Origin of the sequence: Nonomuraea sp. SBT364 (assembly GCF_001083785.1) — a bacterium.
Taxonomy (GTDB): domain Bacteria; phylum Actinomycetota; class Actinomycetes; order Streptosporangiales; family Streptosporangiaceae; genus Nonomuraea.
In genome coordinates this window covers 1-24,227 of the sequence record NZ_LAVL01000130.1, presented here as the reverse complement: position 1 = coordinate 24,227, position 24,227 = coordinate 1, and the positions used below count along the sequence as shown (strand labels likewise).

At 71.4% G+C, this 24,227-nt stretch carries 23 protein-coding genes; 8 read left to right on the top strand and 15 right to left on the bottom strand.

Going from position 1 to position 24,227, the window contains the following annotated elements; genetic code table 11:
- The first annotated feature begins 372 nt into the window (after positions 1-372).
- Complete coding sequence (locus ADY59_RS36120) at positions 373-1,419, top strand: AI-2E family transporter (protein WP_049572240.1); 1,047 nt, start codon at positions 373-375, stop codon at positions 1,417-1,419.
- Here ADY59_RS36120 and ADY59_RS36115 read toward each other — a convergent pair.
- The 8 genes from ADY59_RS36115 to ADY59_RS36080 are packed head-to-tail and all read right to left on the bottom strand — an operon-like array spanning position 1,416 to position 8,569.
- Entirely contained in the window at positions 1,416-2,102 is a 687-nt protein-coding gene (locus tag ADY59_RS36115) for a DUF6597 domain-containing transcriptional factor (RefSeq protein ID WP_049572237.1), read from the bottom strand. The genes ADY59_RS36120 and ADY59_RS36115 overlap by 4 nt on opposite strands.
- A gap of 34 nt (positions 2,103-2,136) precedes the next feature.
- Positions 2,137-2,979 carry a hypothetical protein gene (locus ADY59_RS36110; protein WP_049572233.1) on the bottom strand — a complete coding sequence of 281 codons (843 nt, stop codon included), beginning with the start codon at positions 2,977-2,979 and terminating at the stop codon, positions 2,137-2,139.
- A gap of 54 nt (positions 2,980-3,033) precedes the next feature.
- The gene (locus tag ADY59_RS36105) at positions 3,034-4,230 is read right to left on the bottom strand and encodes an ABC transporter permease (RefSeq protein ID WP_331459553.1); all 1,197 of its coding nucleotides are present in this window, start codon (positions 4,228-4,230) and stop codon (positions 3,034-3,036) included.
- Entirely contained in the window at positions 4,227-4,889 is a 663-nt protein-coding gene (locus tag ADY59_RS36100; protein WP_231619059.1) for an ABC transporter ATP-binding protein, read from the bottom strand. The genes ADY59_RS36105 and ADY59_RS36100 overlap by 4 nt, the downstream gene beginning before the upstream one ends.
- The gene (locus tag ADY59_RS36095; RefSeq protein ID WP_049572226.1) at positions 4,889-5,956 is read right to left on the bottom strand and encodes a peptidoglycan-binding domain-containing protein; all 1,068 of its coding nucleotides are present in this window, start codon (positions 5,954-5,956) and stop codon (positions 4,889-4,891) included. The genes ADY59_RS36100 and ADY59_RS36095 overlap by 1 nt, the downstream gene beginning before the upstream one ends.
- A gap of 5 nt (positions 5,957-5,961) precedes the next feature.
- The gene (locus tag ADY59_RS36090) at positions 5,962-6,477 is read right to left on the bottom strand and encodes a hypothetical protein (protein ID WP_063780894.1); all 516 of its coding nucleotides are present in this window, start codon (positions 6,475-6,477) and stop codon (positions 5,962-5,964) included.
- Positions 6,478-6,500: 23 nt separating this feature from the next.
- Entirely contained in the window at positions 6,501-7,892 is a 1,392-nt protein-coding gene (locus ADY59_RS36085; RefSeq protein WP_049572219.1) for a sensor histidine kinase, read from the bottom strand.
- Positions 7,889-8,569, bottom strand: coding sequence for a response regulator transcription factor (locus ADY59_RS36080; RefSeq protein WP_049572216.1), 681 nt, complete (start codon positions 8,567-8,569; stop codon positions 7,889-7,891). Before ADY59_RS36080 ends, ADY59_RS36085 begins: the two co-directional genes overlap by 4 nt.
- 323 nt (positions 8,570-8,892) lie before the next feature.
- Between ADY59_RS36080 and erm the strand changes: the two genes are divergently transcribed.
- Positions 8,893-9,615 (top strand): ErmE/ErmH/ErmO/ErmR family 23S rRNA (adenine(2058)-N(6))-methyltransferase, encoded by a 723-nt coding sequence (gene erm / locus ADY59_RS36075; protein WP_063780895.1) that lies wholly within the window; start codon positions 8,893-8,895, stop codon positions 9,613-9,615.
- Here erm and ADY59_RS36070 read toward each other — a convergent pair.
- Positions 9,590-10,972 carry a hypothetical protein gene (locus ADY59_RS36070; RefSeq protein WP_231619058.1) on the bottom strand — a complete coding sequence of 461 codons (1,383 nt, stop codon included), beginning with the start codon at positions 10,970-10,972 and terminating at the stop codon, positions 9,590-9,592. The genes erm and ADY59_RS36070 overlap by 26 nt on opposite strands.
- A 106-nt stretch (positions 10,973-11,078) precedes the next feature.
- On the opposite strand from ADY59_RS36070, the gene ADY59_RS36065 reads away from it, so the two are divergent.
- Positions 11,079-12,674: a molybdopterin-dependent oxidoreductase gene (locus ADY59_RS36065; protein ID WP_049572209.1), complete on the top strand. Its 1,596-nt coding sequence runs from the start codon at positions 11,079-11,081 to the stop codon at positions 12,672-12,674.
- An 11-nt stretch (positions 12,675-12,685) separates the two neighbouring features.
- Here the strand turns inward: ADY59_RS36065 and ADY59_RS36060 are convergent, their stop codons facing one another.
- From ADY59_RS36060 to ADY59_RS36040, 5 genes are all read right to left on the bottom strand, one after another.
- Positions 12,686-14,485 (bottom strand): chitinase, encoded by a 1,800-nt coding sequence (locus ADY59_RS36060; protein ID WP_049572206.1) that lies wholly within the window; start codon positions 14,483-14,485, stop codon positions 12,686-12,688.
- A gap of 73 nt (positions 14,486-14,558) precedes the next feature.
- Positions 14,559-15,986: a carbohydrate-binding protein gene (locus ADY59_RS53555; protein WP_049572203.1), complete on the bottom strand. Its 1,428-nt coding sequence runs from the start codon at positions 15,984-15,986 to the stop codon at positions 14,559-14,561.
- Positions 15,983-17,560: a chitinase gene (locus tag ADY59_RS48090; RefSeq protein ID WP_049572200.1), complete on the bottom strand. Its 1,578-nt coding sequence runs from the start codon at positions 17,558-17,560 to the stop codon at positions 15,983-15,985. The genes ADY59_RS53555 and ADY59_RS48090 overlap by 4 nt, the downstream gene beginning before the upstream one ends.
- Before the next feature lie 242 nt (positions 17,561-17,802).
- Complete coding sequence (locus ADY59_RS36045; protein WP_082310667.1) at positions 17,803-19,629, bottom strand: M14 family zinc carboxypeptidase; 1,827 nt, start codon at positions 19,627-19,629, stop codon at positions 17,803-17,805.
- Between the two features lie 71 nt (positions 19,630-19,700).
- Positions 19,701-20,336: a nitroreductase family protein gene (locus tag ADY59_RS36040; RefSeq protein ID WP_231619057.1), complete on the bottom strand. Its 636-nt coding sequence runs from the start codon at positions 20,334-20,336 to the stop codon at positions 19,701-19,703.
- 145 nt (positions 20,337-20,481) lie between these two features.
- On the opposite strand from ADY59_RS36040, the gene ADY59_RS36035 reads away from it, so the two are divergent.
- The 5 genes from ADY59_RS36035 (at position 20,482) to ADY59_RS49180 (ending at position 23,291) form a co-directional block, all read left to right on the top strand.
- Positions 20,482-20,958: an Lrp/AsnC family transcriptional regulator gene (locus ADY59_RS36035; RefSeq protein WP_049572197.1), complete on the top strand. Its 477-nt coding sequence runs from the start codon at positions 20,482-20,484 to the stop codon at positions 20,956-20,958.
- Between the two features lie 71 nt (positions 20,959-21,029).
- Entirely contained in the window at positions 21,030-21,452 is a 423-nt protein-coding gene (locus ADY59_RS36030; protein ID WP_156325936.1) for a hypothetical protein, read from the top strand.
- Complete coding sequence (locus ADY59_RS36025; RefSeq protein ID WP_049572191.1) at positions 21,452-21,679, top strand: hypothetical protein; 228 nt, start codon at positions 21,452-21,454, stop codon at positions 21,677-21,679. Before ADY59_RS36030 ends, ADY59_RS36025 begins: the two co-directional genes overlap by 1 nt.
- Before the next feature lie 55 nt (positions 21,680-21,734).
- The gene (gene leuE / locus ADY59_RS36020; RefSeq protein ID WP_049572184.1) at positions 21,735-22,397 is read left to right on the top strand and encodes a leucine efflux protein LeuE; all 663 of its coding nucleotides are present in this window, start codon (positions 21,735-21,737) and stop codon (positions 22,395-22,397) included.
- Between the two features lie 267 nt (positions 22,398-22,664).
- A complete protein-coding gene (locus tag ADY59_RS49180) occupies positions 22,665-23,291 on the top strand; it encodes a VC0807 family protein (RefSeq protein ID WP_082310666.1) in 627 nt (208 codons plus the stop codon).
- Here ADY59_RS49180 and ADY59_RS36005 read toward each other — a convergent pair.
- Complete coding sequence (locus ADY59_RS36005; RefSeq protein ID WP_049572176.1) at positions 23,199-24,209, bottom strand: hypothetical protein; 1,011 nt, start codon at positions 24,207-24,209, stop codon at positions 23,199-23,201. The two genes, ADY59_RS49180 and ADY59_RS36005, sit on opposite strands and share 93 nt — an antisense overlap.
- Between the last annotated feature and the right edge of the window lie 18 nt (positions 24,210-24,227).

Below are 24,227 nucleotides of genomic sequence, written 5' to 3'. Positions count from 1 at the left end.
CACTGTTGAGTTCTCAAGAAACGGACGCATACTCCCCGGTCCTGCGAGAGGCGCTCATTTCGTTGTGTCTTAATTCTTTCAGCCGTTCAAGTCCCTGTCAAATTGACCGGACCCGCTCGACCTGCGGGAATTTCGACCGCCCCGTTTCCGGAGCAACCCTTCTAACTTACTCCGAACTCCGACTCTTGTCGAATCGGCGCTCCGTGGACGTGAAACATCCACAGACCGGAGGTGGTTGGAGGAGGTGCCCTGGGCGAGCTCGGTGATCACACCGTCCTCGCGGGACTGGTGAACTCTATGTACGGCTCCCGCAACCGTCAAATCGGCGGCGCGCGGCGGTGTCACGCCGGAGGCAGGGGTAGGAACCCCCGCGTGAACGATCAGTCGGTGCCCAGAGCGCTCATCATCCTGATGGGGATCGCCGGCGCGGTGATCGCTCTGTTCGGGATCCGCGAGGTGGCCTCCATCGCCGGGCCGGTCATCCTGGCGCTGGTCCTCGTCATCGCGGTGTCGCCGCTGCGCGGCTGGCTCGCCCGGCGGGGCGCGCCGGGCTGGCTCCAGGTCGCCGTGCCGTTCCTCATCCTCGTGCTGGTGCTGCTCGGGATGGCTGCCGTGCTGACGGTCTCGGCCGTCCAGCTGACCACGCTGATCAGCTCGTACGCGGGGAAGTTCGGCCAGTTGCTGGGCGACGCCGAGAGGTTCGCGGTCTCGCACGGCATCAGTGACGCGCAGATCGACCGGGCCTTCGCCAGCTTCGACCCCGAGCGGCTGCTCGGCATCGCCCAGAGTTTGCTGGGCGGCGTGATCGGGGTGTTGTCCAGCCTGTTCCTCATCGTGGTGCTGCTGCTGGCGATGTGCCTGGATGCGCCGATCACGTCACGGATCCTCTCGGCCGGCGAAGGACGCAAGCGCGGGCTGGTGATCGCGCTGGCCGGGTTCACTCACAAGACGCGCCGCTACCTGATCGTCTCCACGGTGTTCGGGCTGCTCAACGCCGTGCTGGACGTCATCGCGCTCACGCTCATCGGGGTGCCGCTGCCGCTCCTGTGGGGGGTGCTGGCGATGATCGGGATGTACATCCCCAACATCGGGTTCGTGCTGAGCCTGATCCCGCCCGCGCTGCTGGCGCTGCTGCACGGCGGCGCGCAGGAGATGCTGCTGGTGGTCGCCGCCTACGCGGCCATCAACGTGGTGACGCAGTCGTTCATCCTGCCCAAGTTTCTCGGGGACGCCGTGGGGTTGTCGACGACGATGACGTTCCTGTCGCTGATCCTGTGGACGTTCGTGCTGGGGCCGCTGGGCGCCATCCTGGCGATCCCGCTGAGCCTGCTGGTCAGAGCGCTGCTGATCGACAGCGATCCGAGGGCGGCGTGGGCCGGCGCGCTCATCTCCAGCAAGCCCGCCAGCCTGCCCGACTAACCGGCGGGCACCAGGCGGCGCAGCGTGAGGCCGCTCAGCCGCTTGACGTCGTTGGCCAGGTGAGCCTGGTCGGCGTAACCCGCGCGGGCCGCCACGTCGGCGAGCGCGACTCCGGCCCTGGTCAGCGTCAGGGCGCGCTGGAACCGTACGACGCGTTGCAGCGTCTTGGGCGCGTAGCCGAAGCCGGAAAGGGTGCGACGGTGCAGCTGGCGGACGCTGAAACCGAGGTCCCACGCCGTCTCGGCCACGGTGCGGCCGGTGCGGAGGCGTGCCGCGATGGCGGGGGCGGCCGGATCGGGGGCGGCCGTGCGGCGCAGGCGCGCCTGGACCGCCGCCAGCAGGGTCGGCAGGGGCGCGCCGACGGGCTCGGCGAGAAGCCCGGCCAGGGCGCCGAGCGACCCGGCCGGGACGCGCTGGTCGCGCAGGTCGGCCAGCGGCACCCCGAAGACGTCACCGGCGGCGCCCGGCTTGAAGCGGATGCCGGCGAACCGCTCGCCGGGGCGCATCCGGGCCGAAGCGGGACGGGTGTCGGGCCCGGCGACGAACGGCCCGGCGGGACCCCAGATCAGGTCGATGCAGCCGTCGGGCACCACCAGCTGTGGCCGGTCGTTTTCACTGACCTGCCGCCACAGGCAGGCGACCCGATCGGCCAGCGCCGGCTCCGGAGCCCATTCCGCGTACATGCCCCCAGGCTATGCGGGGCCTCCGACAGAACCGCTAGAGGCGGCCGTACGCCCGCAGCGTCTTCAGCTTGGCCACCGTGATGAAGCCGCCCCACTCGTGCTGCACCAGCGGCGTCCACATCGGCCAGTTGGGCGCCCAGCCGCCGTCGTCGGCCTGGTCGCGCAGCACCACGTCCAGGTGGCGCTCCAGCACGGCGGCGTCGAACAGGGGCAGCCCGAGCGGCTCGGGCGCGAAGTCGAGCGGGTAGTGCACGTGCCCGGGCTGGTCCGGTTCGAGGGAGACCGCCGCGAGGAGCGCGGGCTTGAGCCGGGCGAACTCGGCCAGGGCCCGCTCCCTGTCCGGGGCGTGTTCGAGGAAGGTGAGCACGGCGCGGGCCTCGTACTGCTCGGCCTTGTCGATCTCGGCGATCCGCGACCAGCAGAAGTCGGTGGCGGGGGCGAGCCACGGGTGCGTGACGCCGTGCTTGTGGAGCAGGCCCGCGAGCGGGGCCGTGGGGTTGAGGTTGGCGGGCGGGTCGCCGGCGGTCTGCCACCAGGGGGCGCGCGGCGCGTCCGTGGGCAGCACGAACGGGACGCCGCCCTCGGGAGTGCTGATGGCGGCGAGGTAGTCGCAGGCGGCGGCCACCATCGGGCCGCCGAACGCGTCGAGCTCGTCCAGCAGCCAGAACGCCACCTCCACGGGCTGCGGCTGGCTGCCGGAGCCGCGCAGGTCGGGCTCCAGCGCGTGGCCGAAGCCGCCGTCCGGGTTCTGGTAGGCGCGCAGCGCGTCGGTCACCCGGTCACGGGAGCCGCCGGCGAACAGCGCCTCGAACCTGAGCCTGTCGATGAGCCTGGCGTGCAGTTGGAGATAGTCGCCGGCACGGTGGAGAACGTCCATGCGGCCGACGGTACGCCACCGGCCGCATGGACCTCTTGTACGAATCGGCCCTCGTCACGGTGTGGCGAGTGCCTCAGTGGGAGACATGCGGGCGGCCCGGACCGCCGGGTAGAAGCCGGCGACGCCGCCGATGACGAGCGTGGCCACCACTCCCCCGGCCATGGCCCAGACGGGGACGATCGCCGGCCAGCCCTGCAGGCTCGCGTAGGCGGCGGTGACGAGGATGCTGAGCGCCACGCCGCCGACGCCGCCGATGGCCGACAGCAGCAGCGACTCCGCCAGGAACTGCAGCCGGATCTGGCCCCGCGTGGCGCCGAGCGAGCGGCGCAGGCCGATCTCCGCGCGGCGTTCCAGCACGGAGATGACCATCGTGTTGGCCACGCCGACGCCACCCACCAGGAGGGCGACGCCGCCGAGGCCGAGCAGGAGGGCGTTGAGCGTGGCGTCGGTGGCCTGCTTGGCGGCCAGCACGTCGGACGGCCTGGACACCTCGACCTCGTTCGGCGCCGGCGGGTTCGCGGTGGCGGCGAGCACGTCGCGCACGCCGGTCACGGACGCCTCGTCGGCCCTGGCGTAGATCGTGGTCGGGTAGCCGTCGAAGTCCAGCCGTTCCTCGGCGACGGGCCAGCCGACCAGGGCGGCGGTGTCGAGCTCGGGGGCGAGCGGGGCCGGGGCGAGCACGCCTACGACCGTGAACCACTGCCCGCCGAGCCAGACCCGCTGGTCGGGGCCGGCGTGGACGACGCCGAGCCGGTCGGCGGCCTTGGCGCCGAGCACGGTGGCCGGGTAGCGGTGGGTGGCCTCGTTCAGCCACACTCCGGCGGCCGTCTCGACGTTCACGTCGGCCGGGAGGTCGAGCCGGGCGGCCATGACGGAGATGCTGCCCGACTCGCTCTCCGGGATGTGATCGTTGCGGTAGACCTTGGCCGGGGTGCGGCCGGTGGCGGTGACCGCGGTGACGGGGCCGATCTGGCCGATCATGCCTTCCGCCTCGGCGGGCAGGTGGGCGGCGGCGCCGAAGAAGGTCTTGCCGGGGGCGACGGTGAGCAGGTTGGTGCCGAGCGCGGCGAGCTGCCGGTTCAGGTCCTCCTGGCTGGAGGCGGAGATGCCGACGACGCCGAGCATGGCGGCGATGCCGATGGCGATGCCGAGCGCCGACAGGAACACGCGCAGCGGTCTGGCCCGCAGGCCGGAACCGCCCGTCCTGACCACGTCGCGCGGCCGCATGCGGGTGCTTTCCAGGACGTTCACCGGCGTGCTCCGTCCAGCACCCGGCCGTCGAGCATCTCCACCTGGCGGGGCAGCGAGGCGGCGATGTCGCGGTCGTGGGTGATGACGACGACGGTGGTGCCGGCGGCGTTGAGCTCGCGCAGCAGGTCCATGACGCCGGCTCCGGAGCTGGAGTCGAGGTTGCCGGTGGGCTCGTCGGCGAGCAGCAGGCGCGGGTCGCCGACGACGGCGCGGGCGATGGCCACCCGCTGCCGCTCGCCGCCGGACAGCTCGTGCGGGCGGTGGCCGAGGCGGTGCGCGAGGCCGACGCGTTCCAGCGCCCCGGCGGCCCGTTCGCGGCGTTCGGGCAGCGCCGGGCCGTTGTAGAGGAGACCGTCTGCCACGTTGTCCAGCGCCGGCACCCCCGCGGCCAGGTGGAACTGCTGGAAGACGAAGCCGATGACGTTCGCGCGCAGGGCCGACAGCTGCCTGTCGCCGAGCGCGCCGACGTCGTGGCCGGCGATGCGCACGGTGCCGCCGGAGGGCCGGTCCAGGGTGCCGATCATGTTGAGCATGGTCGACTTGCCTGATCCGGAGGGGCCGACGATGCCGACGAGCTCGCCGTACCCGATGGTCATGGAGACGCCGCGGAGTGCGGCGACGTCGCCGTACTCCTTGCGCACGTCCAGCAGTTCGGCGATCACTTGGGCACCGCCACGGTGGTGCCCTCGGCGAGGCCGGTGACCTCGACCCGGCCGTCGGCGAACATGCCGGTCGCGACGGCGGCGTAGCGGGTGGCCGGGCCTTCGACGACTTGGACGCCGTAGCCGCCCTCGGCCAGCGCGACCAGGGCGCCGACGGGGACGGCGAGGACGCTCTCGCGCTGCCGGGAGACCAGGGTGACCTTGACGGGGGCGCTGTCGTAGGTCTTCTTCAGCCCGGACACCGACACCTTGACCTCGACGGTCGTGGTGGCGTCGTCGGCGCCGCCGGTCTGCTCGGCGACCCGGCCGACGCCGGCGACCTCGCCCTTGACCTCGCTGCCGTCGGGCAGCTCGACGGTGGCCCGCATGCCCTTGCGCACCAGGTGGCCGTCGGCCACGTCGAGGTCGACGAGCACCTGGCGGGTGGTCCCCGACGCGGTGAGCACGGGGCCGCTCGCGGCGTCGCCGAGCGCCTTCTTGAGTTCGGCGACGCGGAGGGGGCCGTCGGCCACGACCACGTCGCCGGGCTCGACCGTGCCGGTGACGTCGAGGCCGAGGTCGTCCTGCCAGTCCTCGACGGCTTCCCGGGTGGCCCAGGTGTAGGCGTCGTCCACGTCGAAGCCGGTGTAGCCGAGCTTGGCCAGGTTGCGTTCCAGGAGCTCGACGTCCTTGCCCTCGACGCCGTCCTGGAGGATGCGGTAGAGCGGCGTGGTGCCGTAGAGCAGCGGGCGGCGATCGGCGTCGACGCTGTAGACGGCCCTGCCCCGGGTGATGGTCGCGCCTTCCGCGGGGAGCCAGGTGATCGTGCCCTGGACCTTGGCCGGGACGGTCATGGCCGGGCCGTAGCCGAGGGTGCCGTCGACGGTCTTGGTCTCGGTGAGCGTCGTCCTGGTGACCGTGGCGGTGGCGGGCGGGGTGCGGGTGGCGGCGGCCGGGCCGGTGCCGTCGCCGCCGAAGCCGAACGCGGCGGCCGCCACGGCTGCGGCCAGCAGGGTGGTGCCGCCCGTCCAGGCGGCCAGGCGCAGCGGGCCGCGGCGGCGCAGGGCCCTCTGTGGTTGCGTCACCCGAGTCACTTCCGGTTCCCGAGCCGGGGCATCTGGCTTCGGCACGTGTCCATGGCGGCCTTGAACGCCGGGTCGTCAGGGTCGACGCGGCCGTCGCTCTTGACCCTGAGGCCGCCGCCGGGCTCGGGGTCGGGCATGTCCACGCCGTTCTCGCGCATGCATCGGGCGAAGGCGCGCATCTTCTCCTCGTCCTCGGGGGTGAGCTCGCCGCGGTCCTTGAACGGGGCCAGTTCGCGGCAGGCTTCCATGGCCTTCTTGAACGTCTCCGTCCCGGCCTCGACCTTGGTCATGACCCGGAAGGCGCCGCCGGGCTCGGGGTCGGGCATGTCCACGCCGTTCTCGCGCATGCACCGGGCGTACTTCCTGGCCTGCTCCTCCGGGTCGGCGGTGCCGGTGGGCGAGGCGGCGGCCGACGGCGCGGCCGAGGTGGCCGACACGGAGGCGACGCCGGTCGACGGCGGCTGCGATCCGCATCCCGCGACCAGTGCGGTCAGGGCCGCGGCGAGAAGTGTTCGTCTCATGGCCCGACAGTGGCGGGCGCGGTTCAGAGCGGGCTGGGAGCCGCCTGGGAAACAGGTAGGAGCACCGAGAAGGTGGCGCCCCGGCCCGGTGCGGTGTCGACGTCGACCCGGCCGCCGTGGGCGCGCACGATCGCGGCGACGATGGCCAGGCCCAGGCCGTTGCCGCCGTCGGCCCTGGATCTGCCCTGGCTGATCCGGTAGAGGCGGTCGAACAGCTGGGGGACGTGCTCGGGCGCGATGCCGGGGCCGGTGTCGGCGACCTCCAGCACCGCCTGGCCGGCGCGGCTGCCGACCCGGACGGTGACGGCGGCGCCGGGCGGGGTGTGGGTGAGGGCGTTGCCGATGAGGTTGGCGGCGACCTGCCGCAGCCGGGCCTCGTCGCCCACGGCGAAGACGGGCGCCAGCGTGCCGCCCAGGCCGGCCAGCCTGACCTGCCGGTCGGGGACGCGGGCGCGGGCGTCGCGGATGGAGTCGGCGGCCACCGCCAGCAGGTCGACGGGCCGGCGGTCGAGTGGCCGCTCCTCGTCGAGCTGGGCGAGCGTGAGCAGGTCGTTGACCAGGACGCTCATCCTGGCGGCCTCGTCCTCGATGCGGCCCATCATCTCGCCGGTGTCGCCACCGCCCCGGCGGTAGAGCTCGGCGAAGCCGCGTACCGAGGTGAGCGGGGTGCGCAGTTCGTGGGAGGCGTCGGCGAGGAAGCGGCGCATGCGGGCCTCAGAGGCGGTGCGGGCGGCGATCTCCGACTCGACGCGGTCGAGCATGACGTTCATGGCGGCGCCCAGGCGGCCCGCCTCGGTGTGCGGGTCGGGGGCGGGCACGCGGCTGGCGAAGTCGCCGCGGGTGATGTGGCCCGCCGTGCGTTCCATCCTGGTGAGGGGGCGCAGGCCGAGCCGTACCAGGGCGTCGCCGGCGAGCCCGAGCAGGAGCAGCACGAGCGCGCTGACGGCGGTGGCGATGGCGATGTTGGACGTCCTGACCTGCTCGGCCTCGGTGAGCGACTGGGCGACCACCCACACGGTGCCGTCGGAGGCCGGGGAGGCCAGCACCCGCCAGGAGGCGCCCGAGGTGCCCGGCACGGTGTACGGGGCGCCGAGCTCCAGCGTCTCGATCACCGGGCCTGGGCTGCCGGCGTCGGGTGACTGCCTGATGATCCGGCCGTCGGCGGTGTAGAGGGCGATCCTGAGCTCGCTGGCGAACCGCTTGGTCAGCACGTCGCTCTTCGCGGCCACTCCCATCGGCAGGAACCGCTCGGTGCTGATCTTGCTCAGCCCGGTCAGTTCCTTGTCCACCCGGTCGACCATGGTGTCGTGCAGCAGCGTGATGCCGAACACGTTGGCCAGCACCAGCGCGACCGTGGTCAGGCCGAGGACGGCCATGACGAGGCGGGCGCGGAGTGTCCAGGTGGCGGGCCTCACCGCGGTGTCCTGAGCGTGTAGCCGAAGCCGCGCACGGTGTGGATGAGCTGCGGCTCCCACTTGTCGATCTTCTTGCGCAGGTAGTAGACGTACGACTCGACGATGCTGGAGTCGCCGTCGAAGTCGTAGCGCCAGACGCTGTCGAGGATCTGCGCCTTGCTGACGACCCGGCCGGCGTTCGTCAGCAGATACCGCAGCAGGTTGAACTCGGTGGGCGACAGCTCGACCGGCACGCCGCCGCGCCGCACCTCGTGCGCGGCCTCGTCCAGCTCCAGGTCGGCGTAGCGCAGCACGTCGTCCGGGCGGGCGGGGGTGCGGCTGCGGCGCAGGATGGCGCGGATCCGCAGCACGACCTCCTCCAGGCTGAACGGTTTGGTCACGTAGTCGTCGGCGCCCAGCGTCAGCCCCCGCACCCGGTCCTCGACGGCGTCGCGGGCGGTCAGGAAGAGCACCGGGACGTGCTCGCCGAGCCGGCCGGCGACCTCGAACCCGTCGATGTCCTCCAGCATGACGTCGAGCACGACGATGTCGGGGGCGAACTCGCGGGCGGCCGACACCGCCTCGGCGCCGGTCTCTGCGGTCCTGACCTCGAAGGAGACCAGGCGCAGGGTCTGCGAGAGCAGGGCGCGGATGTTGGGCTCGTCGTCGACGACGAGCACCCTGGCCGGACGGTCCATGGGTCAAGAAATACCCCAGGGACTTCAATGCCAGCTCAAAGCGGATTTAATCGGTTGCCGTGCCGTGACGCCGCTGCCTAGCATCGGCCGCATGTTCTGTACCGTCTTCATCCGCATGCGCCGCAGCCGGCCTCAGGCCCGCTAGCGGACGGCTGAGCGCGTCCGCGGCGCGCCCGGGGCCCTTCGAGATCCCATCGACTCGAGGACCCGAAAGGGCAGCAGCTGTGGCGCAGAATTTCGCGCACGGAAACTATTCACACACGCAGAAGAAGGCCAGGAACGCCGGCGGCGGCCGCACACCCCGGGATCGGGCGCGGCGCGAGCTGTCGCAGAACTTCCTGGCTGACGGGCATGCCCTGGAGCTGGTGGTCAAGGCCGCCGCCCCGGCCGGGCTCGTGCTGGAGCCCGGGGCGGGCGAGGGCGTCCTCACCCGGGCGCTGGCCGAGGCCGGAGCCCAGGTCACGGCCTACGAGATCGACCCTCGGCTGGCCGGCAGGCTGGCCTCCCGGACCCGCGACGATCCGCGGATCGACGTGGTGCGGGGCGACTTCACCGGCGCCCGCGCGCCCCGCGAGCCGTTCGCGGTCGTGGGCAACATCCCCTACTCGCTCACGTCGAGGATCGTCGACTGGTGCCTGCGCGCGCCGGAGCTGACCTCGGCGACCCTGCTCACGCAGCTGGAGTACGCGCGCAAGCGGACGGGCGACTACGGCCGCTGGAGCCTGGTCACGATCGAGTCGTGGCCGTGGTTCGACTGGCGGCTGGGCGACCGGGTGGGCCGGGAGAGCTTCCGGCCGGTCCCGTCGGTCGATTCGGCGATCCTGCGCGTCGAGCGCAGGCCGGAGCCGCTGGCCGACGCGCGCCGGGACTATCAGGCGCTGGTCGAGCTGGGGTTCAGTGGCGTGGGCGGGTCGCTGCGCGCCTCGCTGCGGACCCGCTACGAGGGCGTCGACGCGGCGCTCGCCGCAGCGGGGGTGGCTCGCGACACCGTGGTCGGGTACGTGCGTCCCGACCAGTGGATCACGCTTTATGACCGGCTGAGGTGAGGTCGGCCGGGCCCGCCGGCGTGGCGGGCCCGACCAGGCCGGGCAGCGGCGGGTTGCGGCGGCCCCACGGCATCGCCAGCAGCAGCACCGGCAGCAGCACGATCGACGCCCGCGACCAGTCGGCGTGCAGCACGCCCCACGCCTCGGCCTTGTACTGGGTCATGTAGATGTAGCCGTAGGCCGACCAGAGCGACACGCCGAGGATCGCCGGCCAGGCGAACCGGGTCGGCCTGGCCACCAGGAACGGCATGAACCACAGCAGGTATTGGGCGCCGAGCCGGGGCGTGACGACCATGAAGATGAGCAGGATCGCGGTGGTCATGTCGATCGGGTCGGCGCGCCGCCAGATCAGGATCGCCGCCACCACGCACACGTAGATCAGGTAGGTGCCGAACGTCGCCAGGTCGGGCCGCAGGTCCCAGTGGCCGCCGGTGAAGTGCGGGGTCCAGCCCCACTCGCCGACGATCGGGCGGATCGACTGGATCGTCCGGATGACCTCGGGGATCTGGTCGAACGCGGTGCCGGCGAACACCGGCAGCGTCAGCAGGAAGAACAACGGCACCGCGCCCGTGGTGAACAGCGCCACGATGCGGGAGCGGGTGTGCGGCAGCAGCAGCAGGAAGCCGGGGATCAGCCAGATCGGCCAGCTCTTGGCGCACAGCGCGAGCCCCATGAGCACGCCGGCCAGCGCGGCCCGCTTGAGATCGGCGCGGTCGGTGGGGACGGGACGCAACGCCCGGCCGGCCATGCGCGGCAGGACCCGCCAGCCCTCGGCGGACACGGCCTGGCGCACCCGGCTGACGGCGGCGTCGGTGACGCCCACCCGGTCCGGCGAGCCGGGGCCGCGTGCGACGACGAACGCGGCCACGCCGAACACCAGCGCCACCGGCTCGACCTGGCCGTGGATGGAGGCGACCAGCAGGGCCAGCGGGTTGAGCGCGTACTGGAAGGCGCGCAGCGACGCCTTCGGGCCGCCCGCGAGCTTGGCCACCAGCGGGATCAGGACGATGTCGGCGACCACCGTGACCAGGCGGCCCGCGAAGTCCCACGGGATGCCCAGCCACAGCAGGATGCCGTAGACGTAGGGGATCGTCGGCAGGAAGTGCCAGCCTCCGTTGCTGGCCAGCACCGGATCCTCGCCGCGCAGCACGGCCTCACCGGCGGGTCTGAAGCTGTTGACGTAGTCGACCGGTTGCCATTCGGCGTCGGTCGCTGCGGTGAAGAGCAGCAGCACGCGCACCGCGATGCCGGCGAGGATCGCGACGAGCAGGGACGGCCGCCAGTCTCGCCACTGGGCGATCAGGGCGAGGACGACACCGGTGACGAGGACGACCCCCGTGAGGACTGCGTGTTCCATGGCGGAATCTAGAGTGCCGTACGCGCCCGCATGCTGCCACATTCTTATCCCCGACATGCCGGGTCGTACGGCGTCAGATCATGACCGTCTGTGCTGAACTTTTTCCATGGGGGGATCGCAAGTCAACCAGGCGCTGGTCAGACTCTATTTCGAGGCACGGGAGGGGCCGGGGGACCCGGTGACCGCCTGGGCGGAACTCACAGCCAACTCAGAGGTTTACCGCCGGGCGCGGGGCGGGCGGCGGGTGCCGCTCGACGACGGCACCGCCGCCGAGCTGGCCGCCGCGGCGATCGTGCACACCGCGTCCGAGCACGGCGCGGACCAGGTGGCGGCGCTGGCGACCGCGCCGCTGGCCGGGCTGGTGGCGGGGCTCGGCGGGGCGGTGCTGACCGAACAGTCCAGCGCGCCCGCGCAGATGCTCGGCCCGGCCTTCGGCGGCCCGCGCCCCGAGGACTGGGCGCGGGCGTCCTACGTGCTGCTGTGGGGGGAGAACAACCGGACCGTACGCTCCCCCGGCACGCCCTGGGTGATCGCCGGGCGGTACAAGGGGCAGAAAGTGGTGGCGATCGGCCCGCACCCGACCCGGTTGTCGGACGAGACGGTGGTGATGCGGCCGGGCGCCGACGGGGCGCTGGCCATGGCGGTCGGGCACGTGCTGCTCAAGGAGTTCTACCTGGACCGGCCCGCGTTCGCCGCGCAGGCGCTGACGGACACCGATCTGCCGTTCCTCGTGCGGTTGCGCGAGCGCGGCGGCGCGCTGGTGCCCGGCGGGCTGCACGGGCGCTCGGCGGGGCGGCTGAGCCTGTACGGCGAGGACGGGGTCAACGCCGCCGAGGTGCTGCTGCCGCGCTTCGACGCCGGCCCTGACGTGCTGCGGCGCGGCGTGCCCGCCGCCTCCGACGACGGCCACCTGGTGACGACGGTGTTCGACCTGCTGCTGGCCGTGTACGGGGTGGCCAGGCCGGGGATGCCCGGCCGGTGGCCGTCGGGGTACGACGACCGGGACGAGCCGTACACGCCGGGCTGGCAGGAGGCGTGCACGGGCGTGGCCGCCTCGCGCGCGCTGAAGATCGCGCGGGAGCTGGGGGTGACGGCGGAGAAGACGGGCGGGCGGTGCATGGTGGTGCCCGGCCGGCTGGAGACGCCGCACGCCGACACGGCCTACCGGGCGATGCTGGCGTTGCTGGTGCTGACCGGATGCCGCGACGGGTGGGCGCAGGCGGCGGGCGGGACGGACATCCCGCTGGTGCCGTACCTGTGCCTGCACGCCTGCGGCGAGGACCGGGCGGACGTGGGGGCGCTGAGCTGGGTGCTCGGCGACGGGCTGTTCGAACGGCGGACGGCGCGGTCGATGCTGCTGGAGGCGGTGGGCGACGGGCTGCCGATGGCGCCGCCGCCGCGGGTGCTCTGCCTGCCCAGGTGGATCTATCCGCTGCCGCCCGAGGTGGACCTGCTGATCGGGCCGGACGACCGGTGCGACCTGGCGCCGCCCGACCCCGGCCTGGTCGCCGACGCGGTGGCCAAGCTGTCGGCCGGGCACGCCGGGCACACCGGGCGGGTATGCCCAGGGCCGCAACCGGACGGGCGGCGGATGCGGACGCTGGTCGACCACGCCTGGATGCACGAGTACGGCGAGGCCCTGCCCGTCTACCGCCCGCCCGGCACCGGCCTGCCGGTCAAGCCGACGCACCTGGTCCTCTAGACGGTCCGGTCTTATAGGCGGTCCAGGTAGGCCCGGTGGCCGCGGGAGAACTCGTGGCCGTTGTACCTGTCCCAGTTGATGGACCAGGTCATCAGGCCGCGCAGCCCGGGGTAGACCCCGCGCGGCTTGTACGGCCCGCAGTTGGTGCCCTTGGCCAGGCAGTCGAACGCCTTCTGCACCTCCCCCACGGTGGTGAAGCCGTTGCCGGCGTTGGGCGAGGCGGGCAGGCCGATGGCGACCTTCTCCGGCGGCAGCGCGGGGAAGACGTTGGCCGGGTTGCCCATGATGGGGAAGCCCGCGAGCAGCATGTCCGTCATGGCCACGTGGAAGTCGTGGCCGCCAATGGTGTGGTACTGGTTGTCGAGCCCGGTGATCGGCCCGGAGTTGTAGTCCTGCACGTGCAGCAGGGTCAGGTCGTCGCGCATGGCGTGGATGACCGGCAGGTAGGAGGCGCTCCTGCGGTCGGCCGCGCCGTTCGGGCCGGGGCCGTAGAACTGGTAGCCGAGCTGGACGAAGAACGTCTCCGGGGCCATCGTCAGCACGAAGCCGGACCCGTACCTGCTCTTGAGCGTCCTGAGTGCCTGGATCAGGTTGACGATCACCGGGGTGGTGGGGTTGGCCAGGCTCGTGTCGCCCTGGTCGAGATAGAGGGAGTGGCCCTCGAAGTCGATGTCGAGGCCGTCGAGGCCGTACCTGTCGATGATGGCGCTGACGGACCGGACGAACGCGTCGCGCGCGGCCGTGGTGGTGAGCTGGACCTGACCGTTCTGGCCGCCGATGGAGATCAGCACCTTCTTGCCCTGGGCCTGCTTGGCGTCGATGGCGGCGATGAAGTCGGCCTCGGACTCGACATTGGGGCACTCGGCGGCGGGGCACTGGCTGAACCGGATGTCGCCGGACGTCACCGAGGTGGGCTCGCCGAAGGCCAGGTTGATGACGTCCCATTCGGCGGGGACGTCGCTCATGCGGATGTAGCCGGAGCCATTGGCGAACGAGGCGTGCAGGTAGCCGACCATCACGCGTTCGGGCAGGTCGCCGCCGCCTCCGCCGCCGCCCGCCGTGGTGGTGCCGGTCACCTCGCCCGTGTACGGCGAGCAGTTGGCGGCGGCGTCGCAGGCGCGGACCTTGAAGCGGTAGGCGGTCTCGGGGGTCAGGCCGGTGGCCGTGTGGGTGGTGCCGGTCGCGGGGGTGGGAGCGCCGCCGTTGCGGGACACCTCGTAGCGGGCGACATTCCCGGAATTGTCGGTCGAGGCGGTCCAGGTGGCGGTGAGGCTCGTGCTGGTCGCGTTGCCGACGGCGAGGTTGCCGGGCGTGCTGGGGGCCTCGGTGTCCGGGGTGCCGCCGGGGCCGTCGAGGATCACGTCGTCGGCCAGGTACGGGCCGGTGCCGTACCAGCCGTTGACGTGGATGGCGACGCTGGTGGTGCTCGCGCCGGTGGTGAAGGAGGTCTTCAGCTGCTGCCACTGGCTGCCGGGCTGGCCCCAGGTGCTGGCGTTCACGCCGGTGCCGGTCGCGCCCAGGAAGACGTAGCCGCCCTGGACCCAGGCCGACAACTGGTAGGTGGTGCCCGGCCGCACGGTGATCGTCTGCTGGCAGCGGGCGAAGTCGCTCCCGGCGGGGGTGCCCCGCAGGGCGCCGGCGCCGCCGTGCACCGGGGTGGAGACGGCCTCGGCCGAGGAACAGGCCCAGGCGGACAGGCCCGACTCGAAGCCGGGGTTCGTCACGATGTTCGCGGCCAGGGCGGAGGCAGGATGGAGGGCGGTCAGGCCCAGGGCGAGCGCGGCGGCCGCCGCGAACCCTCGGAACTTCATGGCGATCCTTCCTTGTACGGCGAGGGGGAGGGCGCCGGCAGGTGTGGCGCCCTCCCCGTCGATCACCGGACGGCTAGAAGCCGGCGGTGGTCCTGGTGAACTCCCACTCCGTCTGGGCGATGCCGCTGCAGTGCGCGGTGACGCCGCCGCCCGGGCAGGGACGGTCCCGGTTGACGGCCCAGTAGGCGAGCCTGGTCAGGCCCTTGGACAGGGCCCAGTCCCGGATCTGCGTCCAGGTGGCCGGCGAGGTCAGCTCCTGCTGGTCGGACAGGCCGTTCATGCCGGAGATGCCCATGTGCGCGTACGCCTGCGCGTCGGTCCAGCCGTAGGCGTTCTTGAGCGCGGTCTTCAGGCCCTCCGAGGCGTTGACCGTGTCCTGGTACATGTTGGAGCCGCCGAAGTCGAACGGCATGATCGTGAAGTTGTCGATCGGCACGCCCAGGGCCCTGGCCTGGTTGATCAGCCGGATGCCGTGCGCGTTGGGGCCGGTCCTGGTGGTGCCGAAGGTGACGACGATCTTGAGGTTCGGGTTGTTCTGCTTGACGATCTTGAGGCCGTTCAGGATGCGGTCCTGGACGGTGTAGTTCTCGAACTCGTCGGTGTTCTCGATGTCGAAGTCCACCACGGCGGGCCCGACGGCGTTGACGACCTGCTGCACCGCGCCCGCGAACGCCGCCGGGGTGGCGCAGTTCGGGCCGAGCTTGTTGCCCGACCAGCCGCCGAAGGAGATCTGCACGCTGCCGCCCTTGGCCTTGATCGTGGAGATCGCCTGGGCGTCGGCGCCGCCGGTCAGCGGCCGGTTGCCGTCCCATGCCGGGTTGCAGCCGCCGCCGGCCAGGATGAAGGCCATGGTGAACGACTTGACGCCGGTGGCGTCCATCACGGTGCCCGGGTTGGGCGGGCTGCCCCAGCCCATGTAGAGGTAGGGCGCGCCGGGCATCCTGGCCGGGTCGGGCTGGCCGGGGCCGTCGGAGGTGGTGGCGGTGACCGCGCCGCTCGCGGCCGACACGTTCCCGGCGGCGTCGCGGGCCCGGACCGTGTAGGTGTAGGCGGTGTTCGGGGTGCGGCCGGTGTCGGTGAACGAGGTGCCCGTGGCGGTCGTCACCAGCGTGCCGCCCCGGTAGACGTCGTAGCCGCTGACGCCCACGTTGTCGGTGGAGGCGTTCCAGGCCAGCGAGACGCTGGTGGAGGTGACGCCGGTCGAGCGCAGGTTGCCGGGCACCGAGGGGGCCTGGGTGTCGCTGCCGCCGCCGGTCGCCGCCTTCCACAGGGCGGGCACGTTCGGCGGCTCCCAGCCGGGCTGGGAGGTGTGGCTCTGCACGGCCTCGTAGTCGGCGCCGTTGTGGGTGACGCGGGTTCCGGCGGTGTAGGAGGTCCACGCGGCCCAGGCCGGGTAGGCGGCGCTCGCCGCGCCGTACGCGGCCGGGGTGACGGTGGCCAGCCCGGAGGCGGTCAGCGCCAGTGAGGTGAGCAGGGCGGCGGACAGTCGGCGGATTCTCATGGCATTCCCCGGAGGTGCGGCTTGACGGTCCTGGAGAAGTTCCAGTTGTGGCTGGCGTCCCAGTTGATGGACCAGGTCATCGCGCCCCGGATACCCGGGTAGGCGCGCGGCGGCCGGAAGGTCCCGCAGTTGGTCAGCTTGGCCAGGCAGTCGAGCGCCTGGTTGACGAGGGTGGGCGCGACGATGCCGCCGCCCGCCGCGCCCGGCCCGGCGGGCAGGCCCAGGGCCACCTGGTCGGGGCGCAGGCCGTTCTCGAGCTGGATGCAGGCCAGCGCGGTCATGAAGTTGACCGAGCCCTGGGAGTACGCCTGGGCCTGGTCGCAGCCGAGCATGGAGCCCGAGTTGTAGAACTGCGTGTGGACGACCGTGAGGATGTCCTTGATGTTCAGGGCGAGCTTGAAGTACTCCATCCCGGTCGACTGCATGTCGATGGTCTGCGGGGCCATCGTGATGATGAGGTCGGCGCCGGCCTTCGCGCGCAGCGAGCGCAGGGCCTGGCCCATGTAGGTGGCGTTGAGGCCGTTCTCCAGGTCGATGTCGACGCCGTCGAACCCGTAGCTCCGCATGAGCCCGTACACCGAGTCGGCGAACCTGGTAGCGGCGGCCGCGCTCGCCACCTGCACCCGGCCGGCCTCGCCGCCGACGGACAGGATGACCTTCTTGCCGCGCTGGTGCAGCGCCTGGACGTCGGCCCTGAACTGGGCGTCGGTGTAGCCGCCGACGGCGGCGGACAGGGCCGGGTCGAGCGAGAAGACGACCTCGCCGGCCGTGGGGGTGGCCTCGCCGAACGCGATCGCCACCAGGTCGTAGTCGTCCGGCACCTGCGAGAGCTTCAGCTCGGTGGCGGCGTTGACGAAGTTGTGCCAGTAACCGGTGAGGAAGTGCTTGGGCAGCGGGCCGGGGTTGCCCGTGTCGCAGCCGGTCGTGGTGGCGGTGACGGGATCGCCGGCCTGCGACTCGCCCTGCGCGTTGTAGCCCTTGACCGTGTAAGTGTGGGTCTCGCAGGTGCCGAGGCCGGTGATGGTCGCGCTCGTCGAGCTGACAGTGGCCTTGACCGCGGTGCCCTCGTAGACGCGGTAACCGGTGACGGTTCCGCTGGAGGCGCCCCACGTCAGCGCGATGCTGTCGTCGGTGGTGGTGGCCTGGGCCGGGCCCGGCCTGCCCGGCGCGCCGGGCTCGTTGTCGTCGCCGCCGCCGCACGGCGCGCCGTTGAGCGTGCAGTTGGTGATGCCGGGGAAGTTGCCGGGGCTGCCGTTGAAGCCGAAGCTCGTGCTCGCCCCGGCTGCCAGGCCGCCCGCCCAGCTCGGGTTCGTGAAGGTGTAGTGCTGGCCGTTCCTGGACATGACGGCGTTCCAGGCGGACGGGATCGTGAAGCCGGCCGGCACGTCGAACTGGACGTTCCAGCCGGTCATGGCGGTGGGGCTGCCGTTGGCGACGGTCACCTTGCCTTCGAAGCCGGAGCCCCAGTCGGAGACCTTGGCGAAGGTGGCGGTGGCCGAGGCGGCCTGTGCGGGGAGCGCGACGAGGCTGACGGCGAGAGTCGCGAGGGCTACGAGGATGACGCGAAGTTTCACATGTCGTCCTTCTGATGATGTGCCGTACGGCTCGCGCCGGGGGGTGAGAACGCGAGCCGTACGGCACAGCCCGCAGCGGCGAGGCGCGGGCTCCTGGGGGGTGTCACGCGGGGCCATGATTTCTTTTAGGAAAGTTTCCTAAGAGTTGCCGCGATCGTAGCTTTGACATCGTTGCCTTACAAGGCCCAATGCCGTTCCCCAGGTTCGGGACGCCATCAATGGTTGTTCGGGACCCTCCGTTTCTACGGCTGCCGGGTGATCCGGACGTCGTCGACCGCGGCCTCGACCAGCGAGGCCGTCGAGGCGTCGGCGGCCTCGATCACGATGCGGACCGTCTGGCCGGCGAAGGCGTTCAGGTTCGCGGTGGCCACGCTCCAGGCCGCGTCGCGGTCGGTGGCCGCGCCCGGCTGGTCGACGACGGTCGCCGTGGTGCCGCCCACCACCCTGACCCGGAAGTAGTCCGCGCCGGAGGAGTTGGAACCATGCGCGAGATACCACGAGAGGGACAGGCCGAGCGTGCCCGAGGACGGCAGCGTGATCGGCGGCGACTGGATCGAGGTGACTCCGCCGTCGATGTCGTACGTCCCGGCCGAGCCGCCCAGACGGCCCGTCACCAGGTCGTTCACGCCGCTGACCGTGGTGCCGAGCTGCTTGGCGCCGGAGGAGGTGGTCGCCGCGGGGTCGCCGCGCTCCCACTGCCCGGCGGTGGCCGTGTCGGTGCCGCCCGGGTCGGCCGTCCAGCCGGTGGCGGTCTCGAACGTGTCGTTGTAGACGGTCTCCGGCGGGTTGCCGGTGCCGCAGTACTGGGCCTCCTTGCCGATGACCCGGTAGACGCAGTCGGCGCTCTCCAGGAAGAGCAGCACGGCTTCCCGGTTGCGCGTCGTCTGCGGGACGATCTGCTCGTCCGGCGGGTAGAAGCCGGGGCTGGCGCCCCTCGGGTACATCTCGAACGTGTAGCTGAAGATCTTGTAGACGCCCCACATCCAGTCGTTGATCGTGCCGTCGGTGATGTAGAGGTCGCTCGACTGCTCGGGCGTGTAGCCGTTGCTGGCCGCCATGCTCTGCCCGAGCGTGGCGTGCGCGTCCCGGTCGTCCTGCGTCAGGCCGGGCGCGGTGTCGTTGAAGGTGTAGCCGTAGGGCCACAGCACCAGCTCGCTGTAGGTGTGCCAGTCGAGGTGCGCCCTGATCTGCTGCATGCCGCCGACCACCCGGCCGCGCACCCAGTTCGCCGCCGCGCTGACCTCGGGCGCCGACTCGGCGGACGGGCCCCGGTAGGTCTCGCTGGACGTCGACCCCGACGATCCGCCGCAGCAGCCCCACTGGTAGGCCCAGTTGCGGTTCAGGTCGGTGCCGACGGCCGAGGAGCCGCTGTTCGGCTGCCTGTTCTTGCGCCAGGACCGGTAGCTGCCGGAGGCGATGTCGTACTCGCCGCCGTCCGGGTTGAGGTCCGGCATGATCCAGATCTCCCGGGTGTTCACCAGGTTCGTGATCCGGGAGTCCGTGCCGTACCCGTCGGTCAGCAGGTCCATCATGTACAGCGCCATCTCGACGGTGAGGTGCTCGCGCGCGTGCTGGTGCGCGGTGAACAGCACCTCCGTCTCCGCCTCGTCCGTCGCCACGTTGTCGCTGATCTTGACGCCCACCAGCTCCCGGCCCTGGTACGAGGTGCCGTACGTGAACGTGCTGACCAGCCCGGGATGGTCGGCGACCAGGTCGTCGATGTACGCGATCATCTCCGCGTAGTTGTGGTAGCCGGAGTCCGCGGGCGGGAAGTCAGCCACCCGGGCACCGGTCGGGGGTAACGGGCCGGGGGCCTCCGTCACCCGGAAGCCGAGCTTCCTGATCGCGGAGATCTCGGCTTCCGTGGCGGTGACCAGGACCGAGTCCTTCGTCACCTCGTCGATCGCCGCGCCGGTGGCGGCCACCGCGCTGCGCTGCTGCGCGTCCGACGGGCCCTGCACCCGGTACTGCCTGTTCGGCGGCGGTTCGGCGGCGGCTCCCGCCCCGGTCGCGCCGGTCAGGCAGATCAGACCCAGGACGGCGAGCAGGATGACTAATCGGCGTTTCACCTTCGTCCTCCTCAGGCGCGCGGGCTTGGTGTTGACACGCGCCTGAACCGAGAGTGAAGACGGCTGCCCGGCTAGGAAAGGCCCAAATTCGGAGGGAAGGTCACCATCGTCTGGTCCAGCGGCTTGCGCACCAGGTCGGGCACCAGCGCGTCCGGGGCCGCGTAGCCGACGGGGAACAGGATGTAGGGCCGCTCGCTGGGCGGGCGTTCGCAGATCTCGGTCAGGAAGGCCATCGGGTTGGGCGTGTGGGTCAGCGTCGACAGGCCCATGGCGTGCAGCGCGGCGATGAACAGGCCGCAGGCGATGCCCACGCTCTCGTTGACGTAGTAGTGCCTGACCTTCGAGCCGTCGGGGCGGACGCCGTACTTCTCCGCGAAGCACACCACCAGCCAGGGCGCGACCTCCAGGTAGCCCTTGTCGGAGGTGGTCTCCAGCGGGGCCAGCGCCTCGCGCCACTCGGGGGGCAGGCGGCCGCCCTCGTAGTTCTGCCGCTCCTCCACCTCGGCGGCCTCACGGACGCGCCTCCTGGTCTCCCGGTCGCCGATCACCACGAACTTCCACGGCTGCTGATGGGCGCCGGACGGCGCGGTGCCGGCGGCCCGGACGGCCAGTTCCACGGCCCGGAACGGCACCGGCTCGTCGCTGAACATCCGCACGCTGCGCCGGGCGTCGGCGAAGGCGAGGAACTCGGCGCCACGTCTGATCATCTCGTCGGGGTTATAGCGGGGTGGTGCATAAGGGACGAAAGGGTGCTCCATGAAGTCGCAGTGTGCGCACAGGTGCCTTCTCTGACAACAGGTGGCGCTCTATGCTGCACGCTTTGACACGAAAAATCGGCTTAAGGTGGTAAATATGCCAGCAAAGCGTGACGGGTTGGATGATCTGGACCTTCGGCTGCTCCGCCTCCTCGCCGAACGGCCCCGCGCCGGACTGCTGGAGATCGCCCGCCTGCTCGGCGTCGCCCGCGGCACCGTCCAGGCGCGCCTCGACCGCCTGACCGCCGATGGCGTCGTCACCGGCTTCGGCCCCGCCCTCTCCCCCGCCGCCCTCGGCTACCCGGTGCAGGCGTTCACCACGCTGGAGGTCGAACAGGCCGCCCGCGCGCACATCGCCCAGTCGCTGGCGGCCATGCCCGAACTCCTCGAGGCGTACATCGTCACCGGCCCCGGCGACGTCTGGTGCCGCATCGCGGGGCGCGACAACGAGCACGTCCAGCAGGTCATCGACGGCATGCTCGCCATCCCGGGCGTACGCCGCAGCACCACGGTCATCACCCTGTCCACCGTCGTCCCCCACCGCGTCCACCCCCTCGCCGCCCTGGGCCGGTGACCGCGAAACACGAGGCCCTCCACCGCCTGTTCCAGGAGGAACCCTCGTTGCTTCCTCGCACGCTCCGGATCGTGGACATCCCGTTTCCGGATGAGTGCGAGGTATCAGTGATCAACGCCGATCTCACCGAGATCGTGCCGATCGAGCGCCGGTGCGACACGCTGCTCAACGTCAAGTGCCCCGGCGGGCCGTACACGATGATCATCGAATCCCAGCTGGAGGAAGACTCCCGGAAGGTGCTGATCGTGATCTGCCAGAAGCCGGGCACCGCGCGCTGGGCCCGCGAGCCCAAGACCATCGGGCTCTCCGACAGGCCGACCTCGGTCCTGTATCCGATCGTCCTCGGGCCTGACAACGTCCCCGCCATCATGGACCGGTCCGAGGCGGCCAGGGACGTGGTCCTGGCGGCGTTCTCCGCCATCACGCACGGGACCTCACGCAGGGTGAATGCGACCACGCTGGGTTCCTCGCCGAGTTCACCGAGGTGGGTCTGATGTCCACCAAGACCTACCGCTACCAGTCCGAATACGCTCAACAGCTCCGCGCCGAAGGAGAGGCACGCGGGGAGGCACGGTCTGTGCTGAAGGTGCTGCGGCAGCGTGGCGTGCACGTCCCCGATCCCGTACGGGAGCGCATCACGGGCTGCACGGATGTGAACCTGCTGGACGAGTGGCTCATCCGGTCGCTGAAGGTCACCTCCGTCGAGGAGCTCTTCGACTGAGTTCCGGCAGGCGATACCGTGATGTGTCATCACGTTTCACCTGGAGCGAGCCCCCATGTTCTTCGGCATCACCGATCTGTGGACCTACGTCATCGGTGCCTTCTTCATCATTTTGCTGCCTGGGCCGAATTCGCTGTTCGTGCTGGCGCTGGCCGCGCAGCGTGGGGTTCGTGACGGGTATCGGGCCGCTGCCGGGGTGTTCGTGGGCGACACGGTTCTCATGGCGCTGGCCGCCGTCGGAGCGGCCTCGCTGCTGAAGTCGTCGCCGCTGCTGTTCTCGATCGTGAAGTACGCGGGCGCCGGCTACCTGGTGTGGATCGGGTTCCAGATGCTGCGCGGGGCCTGGCGGGCCTGGCGTGACCGGTCACCAGGGGAGACGGTGGAGGCGGTGCCGGCAGGCAGGCCGGTCCGCGATCCGCGCCCGTTCCGCAAGGCGCTCGCGATCAGTTTGCTCAACCCGAAGGCGATCCTGTTCTTCGTCTCGTTCTTCGTGCAGTTCGTGGACCCGGGCTACGCCGCTCCGGCGCTGTCGTTCCTCATCCTGGGCGCGATCATCCAGGTGTTCAGCCTGCTCTACCTGACGGCGCTGATCTTCGGCGGGAGCTTCCTGGCGGCGCAGTTCCGCTCGCGCAGGCGGCTGAGCGCGGGGCTGACCTCGGGCGTGGGGGCGCTGTTCGTCGGGTTCGGGGCCAAGCTGGCGACCACGTCGCTCGGGTGACTCTTCCGAACAGGTATGGCCGCCCCGACATGCGGTAACGGGTGAGCGGCCGGTGGGAACGTGTCAAAAGAGGCAGTCGCGGCGCGGGACCTCGGGTACGGTAAGCCACCGGTAAGCGACCGGCAACCCACCGGTGCGATCGTCTCAGGCGTCAGGGTGACCGCCAGGTGACATCGAGCGGCCCATCCGGCAAGCCTGCCAGCCCGAAAGCCCGGGTAGTGCCCGGCTATCGGCCTATCTGCGGAGTTTGCGTTGAACCATCCACCTGTGACCCTGCCCCGACTCACCGCCCTCGCCCGCCAGGCGGCGCCCCGGCTGCTCGAAGCCGTGGTGGCGCCGATGGCCGTGTTCTACCTCGCGATGGTGGTGCTGGGGCTGGACTGGGCGCTGATCCTGACCTGCGCCTGGGTGTACACGGGGGTGGCGTGGCGGCTGATCAGGCGGATCCCGGTGCCGGCGACGATGCTGCTGGCCGCCGCCGCGATCACGTTGCGGACGATCGTGGGGCTGTGGACCGGCACCTGGATGTGGTACTTCATCCAGCCGGAACTGGGCACCATCTGCATCAGCATGGCCTTCCTCGCCTCCGTGCGGCTCAACCGGCCACTCGTGCAGAAGCTCACCCTCGATTACATCCACCTGCCGAACGCGGTGCTCAAGCACGAGCGGGTGCGCAGGTTCTTCGCCCGGATCACGCTGTTGTGGGCGTTCGTGCTGCTGGCCAACTCGACCGTGAGTATCGCGCTGGCCGTGTACGAGTCGCTGGCGGGGTCGCTCGCCGGGTTCATGCTGCTGCGTACGTCAGCGGTGGCCGTGATGAGCGGCCTGGCGATCGCGGTCTCGGTCTTCGCCTTCAAGCGGGTGCTGCGCAGGCTGCACGTCGCGCACGGCTGACCGCTCCGCCAGCAGGAACGCCCCGCACATCCCCATGACCAGCCCGGTCAGCAGGCTGAACAGCTCCACCAGGTCCGCCGCGCCGGTGACGCCGCCACCCAGAGGGTTGCCCGCGATCATCACGATCATCGCGTAGAGGCCCCAGCTGAACATCGCGCCCGAACCCAGCCACGCCACCGCGAGCGGCTGCCGGAACGGCCCGCGGCCCAGCCCGCGCACCATCACCACCAGCGCCACACCGGCCGCGACGGTCAGCACTCCCTTGATGGCGCCCTGGGCCGCTCCCGCCGCCGTCAGCGCCTCGGCCATCTCCGGCGGCAGGCCGGCGGCGCCGCCCAGCGCCCAGTAGAGCCGGGTGCCGCCGAGCAGCGCGGACACCAGCAGGGCGCCCCATCCGACGACCAGCTGGAATGACTTCGTCGCCGACGCAGAACCGTACCGGACGGGGGTGGTGAAGGCGGCGGGCCAGCGGTCGCGCGCGTAGAGCGCGAACGCCGTCAGCAGGCCCGCGCCCTGGCCGATGAAGCCGGTGTAGACCATGAGATACACCCACGTCTCGATCGGCCCGCCGGTGTCGAACACCGACACGCCCTCCAGCAGGACGCCCAGCGGCGCGGTGACCATCACCACGGCCAGCAGGCCGGTGCCGACCCACAGCGGCAGCAGCACCAGCCAGGCGGGCAGCCGCATCCCCCACCGCGTCGTGAACGCCAGCGCCAGCACCAGGGCGATGGCGTCCATGCCGAACGTCATCGCGTTCATCCCGAGCATGGTGGAGGTGCCCATCAGGGCGGGGTCCGTGACGCCCAGCGAGCTGCCGGTCAGCCAGAGGACCTTGATGGTGAGGTAGGGGAGCATGGCGGCGATGGCCACGATCGCCGCGGTGATCCGGCCGATGCCGGCCCTCGGAGTCGTCATGCCCCGACCCTCTCCCGG

Bases quoted from the DNA above. Each gene is read 5' to 3' on its own strand.
- ADY59_RS36115 (WP_049572237.1), bottom strand. From the start codon at position 2,102: ATGTACGCGGAATGGGCTCCGGAGCCGGCGCTGGCCGATCGGGTCGCC.
- ADY59_RS36110 (WP_049572233.1), bottom strand. From the start codon at position 2,979: ATGGACGTTCTCCACCGTGCCGGCGACTATCTCCAACTGCACGCCAGG.
- ADY59_RS36090 (WP_063780894.1), bottom strand. From the start codon at position 6,477: ATGAGACGAACACTTCTCGCCGCGGCCCTGACCGCACTGGTCGCGGGA.
- ADY59_RS36080 (WP_049572216.1), bottom strand. From the start codon at position 8,569: ATGGACCGTCCGGCCAGGGTGCTCGTCGTCGACGACGAGCCCAACATC.
- ADY59_RS36070 (WP_231619058.1), bottom strand. From the start codon at position 10,972: ATGGAACACGCAGTCCTCACGGGGGTCGTCCTCGTCACCGGTGTCGTC.
- ADY59_RS36065 (WP_049572209.1), top strand. From the start codon at position 11,079: ATGGGGGGATCGCAAGTCAACCAGGCGCTGGTCAGACTCTATTTCGAG.
- ADY59_RS36060 (WP_049572206.1), bottom strand. From the start codon at position 14,485: ATGAAGTTCCGAGGGTTCGCGGCGGCCGCCGCGCTCGCCCTGGGCCTG.
- ADY59_RS53555 (WP_049572203.1), bottom strand. From the start codon at position 15,986: ATGAGAATCCGCCGACTGTCCGCCGCCCTGCTCACCTCACTGGCGCTG.
- ADY59_RS36040 (WP_231619057.1), bottom strand. From the start codon at position 20,336: ATGATCAGACGTGGCGCCGAGTTCCTCGCCTTCGCCGACGCCCGGCGC.
- ADY59_RS36035 (WP_049572197.1), top strand. From the start codon at position 20,482: ATGCCAGCAAAGCGTGACGGGTTGGATGATCTGGACCTTCGGCTGCTC.
- ADY59_RS36025 (WP_049572191.1), top strand. From the start codon at position 21,452: ATGTCCACCAAGACCTACCGCTACCAGTCCGAATACGCTCAACAGCTC.
- leuE (WP_049572184.1), top strand. From the start codon at position 21,735: ATGTTCTTCGGCATCACCGATCTGTGGACCTACGTCATCGGTGCCTTC.
- ADY59_RS36005 (WP_049572176.1), bottom strand. From the start codon at position 24,209: ATGACGACTCCGAGGGCCGGCATCGGCCGGATCACCGCGGCGATCGTG.